General features: G+C 55.0%; 10 protein-coding genes. 7 read left to right on the top strand and 3 right to left on the bottom strand.

Annotation, left to right across the window (positions count from 1 at the left end; all coding sequences use genetic code 11):
* Nucleotides 1–124: 124 nt before the first annotated feature.
* The 7 genes from ACXMDM_RS08460 (at nt 125) to ACXMDM_RS08430 (ending at nt 8429) form a co-directional block, all read left to right on the top strand.
* Entirely contained in the window at nt 125–796 is a 672-nt protein-coding gene (locus ACXMDM_RS08460; RefSeq protein ID WP_499569403.1) for a class I SAM-dependent methyltransferase, read from the top strand.
* Between the two features lie 55 nt (nt 797–851).
* Nucleotides 852–1811 (top strand): glycosyltransferase family 2 protein, encoded by a 960-nt coding sequence (locus ACXMDM_RS08455; protein ID WP_313772495.1) that lies wholly within the window; start codon nt 852–854, stop codon nt 1809–1811.
* Entirely contained in the window at nt 1808–2854 is a 1047-nt protein-coding gene (locus ACXMDM_RS08450; RefSeq protein ID WP_313772494.1) for a glycosyltransferase family 2 protein, read from the top strand. Before ACXMDM_RS08455 ends, ACXMDM_RS08450 begins: the two co-directional genes overlap by 4 nt.
* The gene (locus ACXMDM_RS08445) at nt 2854–3696 is read left to right on the top strand and encodes a methyltransferase domain-containing protein (protein ID WP_313772493.1); all 843 of its coding nucleotides are present in this window, start codon (nt 2854–2856) and stop codon (nt 3694–3696) included. Before ACXMDM_RS08450 ends, ACXMDM_RS08445 begins: the two co-directional genes overlap by 1 nt.
* Nucleotides 3697–4860: 1164 nt before the next feature.
* Entirely contained in the window at nt 4861–5673 is an 813-nt protein-coding gene (locus ACXMDM_RS08440) for an FkbM family methyltransferase (protein ID WP_313772492.1), read from the top strand.
* Between the two features lie 163 nt (nt 5674–5836).
* Entirely contained in the window at nt 5837–6787 is a 951-nt protein-coding gene (locus ACXMDM_RS08435) for a glycosyltransferase family 2 protein (protein WP_313772491.1), read from the top strand.
* Nucleotides 6788–6986: 199 nt separating this feature from the next.
* A complete protein-coding gene (locus ACXMDM_RS08430) occupies nt 6987–8429 on the top strand; it encodes a hypothetical protein (RefSeq protein WP_499569399.1) in 1443 nt (480 codons plus the stop codon).
* A 338-nt stretch (nt 8430–8767) separates the two neighbouring features.
* Here the strand turns inward: ACXMDM_RS08430 and ACXMDM_RS08425 are convergent, their stop codons facing one another.
* The 3 genes from ACXMDM_RS08425 to ACXMDM_RS08415 form a co-directional block, all read right to left on the bottom strand.
* Nucleotides 8768–9070: a hypothetical protein gene (locus ACXMDM_RS08425; RefSeq protein WP_499569397.1), complete on the bottom strand. Its 303-nt coding sequence runs from the start codon at nt 9068–9070 to the stop codon at nt 8768–8770.
* Between the two features lie 253 nt (nt 9071–9323).
* Nucleotides 9324–10835 carry an IS66 family transposase gene (gene tnpC / locus ACXMDM_RS08420; RefSeq protein ID WP_499569395.1) on the bottom strand — a complete coding sequence of 504 codons (1512 nt, stop codon included), beginning with the start codon at nt 10833–10835 and terminating at the stop codon, nt 9324–9326.
* 52 nt (nt 10836–10887) lie between these two features.
* The gene (locus tag ACXMDM_RS08415; protein ID WP_499569393.1) at nt 10888–11160 is read right to left on the bottom strand and encodes a hypothetical protein; all 273 of its coding nucleotides are present in this window, start codon (nt 11158–11160) and stop codon (nt 10888–10890) included.
* Between the last annotated feature and the right edge of the window lie 201 nt (nt 11161–11361).

The following is an 11361-nucleotide window of genomic DNA, read 5'->3' as shown; positions in this document are numbered from 1 at the left end:
TTCCCAGGGGTTTCGGTGCACAGAGTGCAGCTGGTGCTCAGAGAACAAGCGTAGCCTCCAACCCGTATCGCCACGCGATGTGCTGATCACCCATCAACGCCTTACACCCACAGACCCTGACCAGTTGCTGGGGATCATCGACACAGGTCCGCCGCCGATCAACTACACAGGTCCAAGCGCCGCACGGGATTCCAACGCCTTTCTCTCCGAGTTGATGGTTAGACTCAAGCCCGGTGCCACAGTGCTGGATCTGGGTTGTGGCCCAGGCGATCAACAACAGCCAATTGAATCACTGAGTTTTCGATACATCGGCGTTGACGTGGATTCCTCAGCGGCTGATCTGCTCGTGGATGCCCATAGCCTGCCCTTCAAGGATCAGGTTTTTGATGCTGTGTTGTCTTACGCTGTTCTTGAGCATCTCCGCGACCCCACAGTTGCGCTAAGAGAAATCGTGCGTGTACTCAAACCTGGTGGGATCTATCTAGGAACGGTGTCCCAGGGTGAGCCATTCCATGCTTCGTATTTTCACCACACGGCTTGGGGGTTGCTATCGCTCTTTGGTGCGAATCCAGAACTAGAAACACTACGCCTTTGGGCCGCGATCGACACCATTGCATCGCTGGCGAGGATGGGAAGGTATCCAAAAGTGATTCGCAAAGCCCTCTCGAGCCTGCATCGCTTGCATGTGGCCTTCCCGCAACTTTCGCCGCAAAAAGCCAAATTGCCTCTAAAGGCACGCCAAATTGACGCATTGCATCGTGCTGGTTCAATCGGATTTGTTGCCAAAAAATCTTAGCTTTGGCTGTATCTCTTCGGTTTTTCCTTGCCTTAACGAGGCACAACTGAGCTGAATGACAAACAACCTTGTCTCCACAATCATCCCCGTTTACAACAGGCCAGAGATGGTTGCTCGGGCAGTTGAATCGGTACTGGCCCAAAGCCATCGGCCAATTGAAATTCTATTGGTCGACGATGGCTCCACTGACCACACCCCCACCGTCTTGGCAGGGCTTGCTGCTGGCCATGGCGAAGAGATCCGGGTGATACACCAGGCCAACGCTGGTGCAGGCCTCGCCCGTGAAACTGGACGCCTGGCCGCGCGCGGCGGTTTCATCCAGTATCTCGATAGCGATGATCTCCTGCTGAGCAATAAGTTCTCCGATCAGGTAGCCGCACTGGAGGCCCATCCCGAATGCGCCATCGCTTACGGCACCTCACGTCATGTGCATGTGGACGGCCGCGTGTTGGAAAACCCCAGCCGCCGCACAGCCCAGAAGATCGACCACCTGTTCCCACTGCTGTTGGTGGAGCGCTGGTGGCATACCCACACACCCCTATTCCGCCGTTGGATCAGCGACGCCGCTGGTCCCTGGCCCCCATTCCGCCCTGAAGACTGGGACCTGGAGGCGCGCATGGGCGCTCTCAAGCCAAGACTGATCCACTGCGGCAGCACCGTCTCTGTCCAGGTAGACCATGAATCAGACAATCGAGTCACCCGGGGCCCAGGGCTGGCGGCCCTGCGCGATGCTGCAATCTTCTACCCACGCCTCTACGCTGCTGCCCTGCTGGCCGATGTATCTTTAGAGGCGCCGCAATGGCAACAATTCAGCGACGAATGTTTCGTTCGAGCGCGGCTATTGCATCAGCTGGGCGACGGAGTTAGGGGCAACAGACTTCTTCAGCTGGCCGAGCTCAGCTCTCCAGGCAACGGCAATTTAATCCGCCAGTATGGCCTCATCAGCAGGCTATTGGGGCCTTCCATGGGGGCACGCTTTGCCCATTTCGCTCGTACCGGTCGTTGGCCAGAATGACGGCAACAGCACAGATAGCAGCACAAGTCACGGTGGTCATCCCCACCTACAACGGTGGTGACTGGCTCTTGGAAGCCATTGCTTCCTGCCTTGAGCAGAGCGATGTGAACTTGGAGCTGATAGTGGTGGATGACGCCTCAAGCGACGACACACCGCTTCGTGTGGCCGATCGCTACCCTCAATTGCAGCTGATCAGGCAACCCAAAAACAGCGGTTCCGGGGCCCACGGGCGAAACACAGGCCTGCAGCAGGCGCATGGCACTTATGTGAAATTCCTCGATCACGACGACCTGCTTGAACCGGGAACCCTTGCCTTGGAGGTGGCAGCAGCAGAGGCCACAGCAGCAGACATGGTGATGTGCCGCTGGGGGGACGTCCAGGTGGATCCTGCCGGCTCCTTCATGGAGGGCAGCCGCCGGGTATTCGTTCCTCCAGCACCCGAGAGACTGATCGAGGCAATCCTGCAGGGGGAAAAGGTTCCCTACACCGCAGGTGTACTTTACAGGCGCAGCTACATCGTCGATCAACGCTGGGATCCTTGCTGCACCATCAATGATGACTTCGACTGGTTTTGCCGAAATGCCCTGCGTGGTGGAACAATCATCCGCCTTGATCACGTGAGTTACTTCTGGCGGCTGCACAGCGACTCGATACAAGGCCGTCAAAAGGACAACCCGATGAGTTTTGTTGAAGCGGTTTACATCAGGAATCATGTGTACAGCGATGTGATGGATCGGCTTCTGGCCACTGGGAGCCTCACACCCGAGCGAGCACGCCTGCTGGTTCGCCAGCTCTATACGGGTCTGCGCTGCTTCTCCAGATTCGACAGGCTGACTTGTCGCGAAGTGCTGGTTCGCATCCACAAATTGGATCCCGTTTTTCGGCCCGATAAAAGCAGTGAACCCAATCGTTGGATTCGGGCATTGGTTTCTGTTTTGGGGCTTCGGGCATGGTTATTCACCTACCGCACGCTTAAGTGGCCGCAAGACCGATACAGGCCGCTACCGGGGCAGATAAAGTTCTTTGTTGAGGCTAAGAATTAGTGGCTCACGAGCAACAAACCAAGTTCATAGCGCTTTGCGTTGAAAATATCCCAGGCGCTGCAGAGTCCAGTCGGGTGCTTGAGGTTGGCAGCTGGGCTGGCTGTGGGGGCGGATACCGCTATCTCTTCCCGAATGCAACGTATATCGGAATTGATGTGAGCCAAGGACCAGGTGTTGATCATGTGTGCCCTGGTCAAGACGCTGAATTCCCCACAAACTCCTTTGATGTGGTGATCTCCACCGAATGTTTTGAGCATAATCAGTTCTGGCGTGAAACCCTGGCCAATATGATCCGTATGTGCAGGCCAGGAGGCACGTTGCTGGTTACCTGCGCCGGGCTGGCTAGACCGGAGCACGGAACATCACGAACTTCGATCAGTGGCTCCCTGACAGCCACAGCACTAGGTGATGATTATTACAGCAATCTTTCACCTTCAGACTTTGTCAAGACAGGCTTACTCGGATCTTTAGCGACTTACACTTTTTCTGAGAATCGAGAGAGCTGTGACCTGTATTTTGCTGGAATCACCTTATCCCCTGAAGGATTGCCTGATTCAATACAGGAAATATTGACCCAAATCAGCCGGGAAGCGGCGATGTCTCAGCCTAAAGCCAAGGGGAGCTTTTTCAGCAACGGACTATCCTTGCTTCGCTATCGAACCCTTCAACTGGTGGCTGTCAACCTGGGGGAGCAGCGCTACCACAACTTAAGGCTTCACCATCAGAAAAGCGGTCTAAGCCTGAGGCAGCCACTCACGTTGCTCAAGCTGTTTCGAAACCTTAGGAATAACAAAGATAAGCAGCAAACCGAAGCCATTGAAGTGGATCAGAAGCGTCCATGATCTGGCCCATCAAGGTTGGCATGGTCAGGTTGACTCGGATGAATACTTTGCAGATTTCAGTTCATTTCTTGCCTTTCTCCATTGCCTGGAACTGAAGTTTCCAAAACAGGCGATTGATGTCTATCCCACCTGGGAAACCCTGTTCAAATAAGCTGAAGAGGGGTATTTTCTCATTGCCCCCCCCCAGTGAGATCACTCCACCGATTGCAACCAATCAGCCCAACTATCGTTTCCATCGGCGCAGCAACGAAGATGGCCGGTTGTCGATCTGTAGTGACTCGCTCCTCCTGCACCAAAGCTGGGCACGAAGCCATCAAGGACTGAATACAAAGCTCATGGGCTGGGGTCACAGTAATGAATTAGACACAGACAAATATCTAAAGCTTTGGATGTCTATAGGCCGTTACAATGAACCCTACGTCCGAGATTTTCATCCGCTCAATGAAACTGATTGGCCTTCGTTGGCCTATGTGCCTGGAGATCTCGGTGATCTCTTGAAATCCCTTCAATCAGATGAAGGGGACATTCGCAGCAACCGAAGGAGCCAAGCTCGCGCGTCTCCCCCCTGGCTTTATCTCTTCTTGAAATGGCCTCAACGGTTTCGATAAGTTCTTCAGTTTACCGCCACATTAATTCAAGCTTTCACAGTTTTAGTGGCCTAACCATTGATGCCTAAACTGGCTTTTCAGGGCGCTCGATTAAGATACAAAACAATCTTCCGAACTTGCTGCCATTGAACTTCTACGCCCTAAGGATGTAGTGCCAGCAAGATATTCAACTCACCAGGAAGTTCGAGCTTATCAGGGTCGTAAGGTCAACGGTATCCCAATCATGCAATCACCATCCCTGGCCACCAGAAAGTCCAACGCACTGGGGAGTGCGCTGATGTCAATCAATGGCGGGGCTCTCCTATGACCAGAAGTCAACGGCCAATTGCTTTGCAGGAACAGGGCAACGTACGTACCACGTGTCGTTGCCGACTTTCTAAGCAGGATCTGTAGCCCATTGAGACTAAGCCCTGCTCTTGGTGGCCTCACGCCTCAGCGGCTGCTCAATCAGCTGCTGATCACTGAATACCCTTGACAAGAAACACTGCTTGCGTGCTGCCCAAAATTCAAGCTCTAAAAATCCAATCAAAATGATTAACAACTCAAACCAAGAATAATGAATACCTTACCATTTGGACTCGCATTTCTTCGCGCCCTTCCCCTGCCGCGAAAACTAGGTTTTTTAGAGCGCATCTATGGCCAAAAACTTTCAAGCCTCGGTGTTGCCACAGTAAGTCTCTCCAATGGATTCGTGTGGAAGCTAGACCTTACGGAAGTAACTCATCGCTGGCTAGTTTATGGAGACTATGAAGGCCCGCTTCAGATGGAATGGATCAAAAGCTGGTTATCCACTGGCGGACTATTTGTAGATAGTGGAGCCAATATTGGCCAGATGGTTGTCAGCCTGGCATACCTACCAAGCGTAGAAGTCATTGCTTTTGAGCCAGTTGTCAGCGAGAGAGCCTGGCTCGAAAGTTGCCTAACGCAGTACCCAAACTGGGAAGTAAACGTGATACCACTTGGATTAAGTGATCACAAGCGACAGCTCATGATTAGACTGGCAGGGAGTCGCTCAACTTTGCGCACCGATTGGTATGTATCCTCGCAACTTGCAGAAGAGCAAATTGAGCTGACAACTCTTGACAGTTACTCAGAAACTCACAATATCAACAGAATAAGACTCTGGAAGCTGGATATGGAAGGCCATGAAGTTCAGGCTCTTCTTGGCGCGCGCAAGCTGCTCGACGGCAAGCGCATTGACGCATTATTGATAGAAATTCAAACCAATAGATTGCCGCAGGTTCTTGAAATACTGTCTTATTCTCACTACCATCTGTACATGATTGAAGCTTCTGGCTCTCTTCGGAAAATCACAGACAAAGCCGATTGCGGTGATTTCTTTGGCAACCTTGTTTCTCTACCAGCGTAAGGCCAAGCAGCAAGATTAAATAACCAGCTGTTCCTGCAGGCAGTCCTCACGAATCACAATTCATTTCACCAATAGCCCTTTTGGTCATGGTCCTTCTCATTGATCGCCAGCCGTGTCTATACGGTTAGCGCGAACTTAAAATCGAACTAGTTGCTAACACCCGATGCCATCTCCATACCTAAGCATCGTCATCCCCACTTACAACCGTGAACAGGTGCTGATGGATACGGTGTACGCCCTGTTGCCCCTGATTAAAGCGCTACCGCGCCTCGGATCAGCAACAGCGGAGCTGCTGCTGATCGATCAGACTCCGCACCATGAGCAAGCAACTGAAATGCAGCTCAGCGAACTTGTTGCCAACGGCCAACTGCGCTGGCTGCGGCTACCCAAGCCACATCTCACCAGCGCTATGAATTGCGGTCTAATTGAAGGCCATGGTGAGATCATACTTTATCTCGACGACGACATCATTCCTTCAACGACGTTGCTGAGCAGCCATCTAGAGACCCACGCCTGCCAGCCAGAAGCCTGGGCCGTGGTTGGACAGGTGCTACAGCCGGGCGAGTCTCCTGAATACCACAGACATCGTCCAACCGGTTCAGTTCTTTGGCGTGATCTTGATTTCGCCTTCAATGGCACCGAGCCGGTCTGGATCGAGAACGTGATCGCCTGTAACCTCAGCGTTAAGCGAAAGGAAGCGACAGAACTCGGTGGTTTCGATGAGCAATTTCCACCGCCAGTAGCAGCACGCTTCGAATCAGAATTTGCCAAACGCCTGGTGGCATCAGGCGGCCTTATTCGCTTCGCTCCCGAAGCTTCCATCCACCACCTGGCTTCCCCCAGCGGCGGAACCCGTTCGCGCGGGTCCCATCTCACCAGCGCCTCGCCCCGTTACGGCGTAGGCGACTGCTACTACGCCATGCGTTGTGGCCGGGGCTGGGATAGATTCTGGTATCTTTTTCGAAAGCCATTTCGAGAAGTTCGCACACGCTTTCACTTGCGCCATCCCTGGTGGATTCCGGTAAAATTCATAGGTGAACTGCGGGCTCTTGTTCAAGCATTATTACTCATGAAGGCTCCACCAAAACTAATCAGTCGAAACATCAAGACCTGAGAGGACAACATGGTTTCCTCGGCATTGGCATAGCAGATAATGCCCAAAGGCATACATTATTTGCTAGCCATATTTAATGAGCGCCAGCCATCCTTTGCTATGTATTCTGTGTTTCATCTAACAAGCTACTACGCGATGGCTTTGCTATGTTGTTAAAAGTATTTTGTACTGCGCCAAGAGAGGGCTTCTTATGAGTCTCATGCTGGTTGCTCTTTTTCTAGTGCCGTTAGCGGTGTGGGTGCTCAGCTCCGATTGGCGCTCGGCCTTGACGATCACGATTGCTTTGGGTTTTTTGCAGGATCCCCTGCGCAAAATCACCCAGGGACAGCCGGGCCTGATGGTGGGGATTGTGCTCATCTTCTTCGTCATCACCACTGTGCTCTGCTTCAAGCGGCGAGGCAGCCTTCAATTGAGTTGGATGTTCTTCGGCAGCAAGGAGCTGGCAGCTCTGGTGCCTGTGTTCCTGGGAATTCTTGGCTTCCAGGCTTTCAACTCTCTGCTGCGCTTCGGCCAACCCACGCTCACGATGATTGGTGTGGGTTTTTACCTTGCTCCTCTGCTCGGCCTATGGATGGGCTATCAGCTCGGTCTCGCGCCGGCAACCCTGCGACGCGTGGTTGGCATCTATCTGTTGTTTTCTGTTCCATGGTCGTTCAGCGTCTGGCTTACCCACCAAGGTGTGGAATGGGGCAACCTTCTCAGCGAAGTGGGGGGAGGGATCCTGATCCACTTCTCCACTGCTGATGGCTCGATCAGCCAGCAAGGCGCATCCGGTCTTTGGCGCAGCAGCGAGCTGGCGGCGACGCATCTGGCCACCGCGGCCTGCTTGCTGATGGTCTATGGCTGGTCAAGCCCCAGCCGTTCCACCAACAACATTTATGGTTTAGGTGCCCTGGTGTGCACCTTCCTCACCCTGCTCACAGGCCGCCGAAAAGCACTGGTGCTTGTCGTGATCTTTGTGCTGGTGATGCTATTGCTACAGATCCTGCGCGGCGACACTCGCATGCGCGACCGCATCCTCACTGGTGTGCTCGTGCCCATCGGCCTTGGCACGCTGGGAATGTTGGCCCTGTTCCCCAATCTACTTGTCGACCTCAATCCCTTCTTCTGGCGTGCTTCCACGATCCCAGGTGATTTGTGGGAGCGCTTTAGCAGCTTGGGGATCAATGCCATCTGGCCAGCGATCGAAAACTCTCAGGTCATTGGTCTTGGTGCCGGAGCCTTGGCCCAGACAGGTCAGCTTGGTCTCAATGCAGCAGGCCAAGTGGCCAACCCTTGGGTGAGCGAGTCTGGAGTGGGCAAGCTGATCAGCGAACTGGGTGTGCCAGGCGTGGTGGTATTGCTTTTGATTTTTGTTCAGTTCTCTCGGCTTCTTGTACGCAACGTCGGCCTGATGCGCAATTTTGAACCGTCTAGTGCCAACCTTTACATGGGCTTGGTCTCCTTTGCCCTGGCCAATGTGCCCTTCTTCATGGCCGCCAGCGGGGTGTATGGCGATCCATTCGTACTGATCCTGGTGGGGCTGAGTTTGGGTTCATTCTTGGCTCCTCCCACTTTGATGTATGCACAAGAGGCACAGAAAGCGGAGCTGGAAACAATATGCAGGGAAGAAACTGCAAAAGGCTCTATTGTGGTTTTATAAGGGTATTCCGCACTTACACTCAATTCGATTCAACTTGTGCTGACTGACAATGGTGGCCCAGATTTTGGCCTAAACGCCATTTCTCACTGAACCAAATAGAAGCAGGCCCTTGCATTCCTCTTAGCAATGCAAGGGCCTGTCTAATGATGCAAATAGGCAGAGAGCGGCAACTCCCAAGCACATGGCCATCAATCTTGATTTCAATCTAAACTAGTAAGCCGATATGGGTAACTTTTGCTTAGCACATCAATGCCACACTGGATGTTGAATTGACTGACCTGGAGGCTAGCATTATCGGTTCAGACTTGATCATAGTAAACAGCCTTGAACTGTCGAACTCAAGCCAGAAAACCCGGCGCTGTCTGTAGTGAGCCAAGCATCGCTTCAATCACAGAATCATCGGGTTTTCGTGGATTAAACACCCCAATCAGCTGCCCACGTTGGGGTTCCAAGCCCCAATTCGTCATCGGTTTTCCGGGAGCCGTCATCGCGGTCTGTTGTCCAAGAAAGGCCGCCCAGGCAGAAAATGTGGAGGATCCGGTACCAAGCAAGAGTCGGCAGCGAGCCAACATCCATAGGTCCAGCAAGGCATTCGTAGGGCGAAGCAAGGAAACGGCCGGCAGTGCGAGCAGTTCTTCCAACTGGCAGCGGTCACCATCCGATATCACAAGGGCCGGCACCGCGTACCCAGCCCTGCCGCGCACGGTCAACAGGGTTTCACGGAACCAACTGATCGGCGTCTGCTGCAACCATCCCACCCATTCGCTGCCTGCGCCTTCCTCGGGGGGTGAACGGAAGTCGTACCCATTTAGGGGCCGGGACACATCGCCGTTTCAATCCATCACCGCTCGATTATCAGCTCGACCCAAGAAGCAACAGCCTGTATTGAGAAGTTCAGGGATCCGGCAGCAAGGAGGGCATCACTCCGCCGCTGTGATGGGCGATCCAGGCCTGCTCCAGGAACTGCCAGACATCCCGACCCTGCTGCCTGAGGGTTGTCGTGGCCGTTAGCAGGCGGCTGCGGCAAACGGCACCGCTGGCGGACTGGACACCATGACTGATCTTGCGCTGGATGACTGACTGGCGCAGGGCACGCTCGGCGGCATTGTTGGTTGGCTCGATCCCTTCCTTCTCCAGGAAGGTCCACAGGGCTTCTCGTCGTTGCAGCAGCTGCCGGCAGGTGCGCACCGTCTGGGCCCACGGCGTTCGCTCACCCCGCTCGCAGCCCAGATCCACTGCGCGCTGCAGCGTGGCCTCAAACGATTGACGAATCGGCTGGCAGCGTTGCTGCAGCTGCGGCCACTCGATCGTTCCGTCCTTCCACTGGTGCCACGGCTCAAACAGCTGCTGCTGCAAAGCCAACAACTCCAGACCGATCTCACCGCTGGCGCCTGTGCGTTCGGCGATAGCGGTGAGATCACGGATCAGGTGCGCCCAGCACAGCTGCCGTTGATGGGTTGGCAGGTGGTTGTAAGCGGAAAAGCGATCGCTCACCACAATGCCGCCAAAGGCATCGCCCAGCAGCTCGATCGCCGCCGCTGTGGAGCGGCTCAGGCCCTGCAGGAACACCGTCACCACTGGCGTCACCATCACCCACTGCCAGCCGCGTCTGCTATCGGGATTGCGTCCGTCGGCATTGCCTGTGGGAGCACCGGTTTCATCGACGTAGGCCACCGGCTGCTGCCGCGCCGCCTGCAGTGCTTCTGCCATCGGCAGCTCCAGGGCTGCACTCAGTCGCCTGCGGATCGCCGCAATCGCGCCGCGGCTGATCTCTACCCCGAGCAACTGATCGAGCAGCGCCTGGGTTTTGCTGAAACTCAACGGGAAGGCACTGCCCAACAGCCCCACCAGGGCACTGAGGCGAGGCCCATAGCGGCTGAGCTCCACATCGGCCGGCAACGGGGCGCAGGTGCTGGTGGAGCAGCAGGGGCACACCAACCGGTGCAGCCGGTGCTCGATCACCAGCGGCGTGATCGGTGGAATCTCGATCACCTGGTGACGCAACGGCTCAAAGTCATCTCCCTGCAGCAGGGTGCCGCAGCGGCGGCAGGCCTCCGGGTGGTGATCCACCACCTCGTCGACACGCTCGATCGGCAGCAGCTCCGGCCCACTGCCGGGATGACCCTGCTGGCCGCCCCGCTTGCGGCCACTGCCTTTACGGCGTTCGGGCTGCTTAAAACCCTGCCCGTCGCTGGAGGGTGGTTTGGAAGAGTTGCGAGACGTTCGCCCGATCCGCTCGCGCAGGCTGGCCAGTTCCGTCGCCAGGGCGGTGAGTTCCGCTCGGAGTTGTTCGTTCTCCTGGCGCAGCACTTTAATCTCCTGCTGTTGATGCAGGATCAGAAAACGGGCACTGGCCGGCCATGCCAACCAGTCCGCTTCTGAAATCCCGGCAGGAGGGGCTCTCATCTCAGGCAGTCTCTACCTGAGATACAACCGGCAATCAGGCCGCCGTCAAGGGTCAGCCGTAGCGATGTTCGCTGTCACGACCCCTGAATGGGTACCGGAAGTCTTTACCGCAACGCACATTGATCCCGATCATAGGCTCTTGTAAAGCCCTCAGGCGGCGTCTGATGGCCGGGCGTGTGATGTCCAGCAATGCACTTGTCAGGCTTGGCTGATAGGCATTGAGAGAATGAAAAGAACATTGAAGAGAATCAAAGAGCAGCAGTGATCCTGGTGCTGCTGACACTACTGGTAGCGCCATGGATTCACGGATGATCTGTCCTTTCATCCTTGGCCACAGCCCTGCAAACCAGGGCAAGTCAGCGGATCCCCGCTGAAATAAGCCCACAAGGGCAATCTGGCTAAAAAATCGTTCTGGTCCCACAGTCCCCCGGACAAGGTGACCCAAGGCAGGGCGCCACCAGCGCGGTGCGACCATCGGAACATCTTGCCTGTCGCAATACACACGGCAGTGAGCCCACTGAAATAG

The organism is Synechococcus sp. CS-603, assembly GCF_977929215.1.
This window is presented reverse-complemented; position numbering and strand designations above follow the sequence as displayed.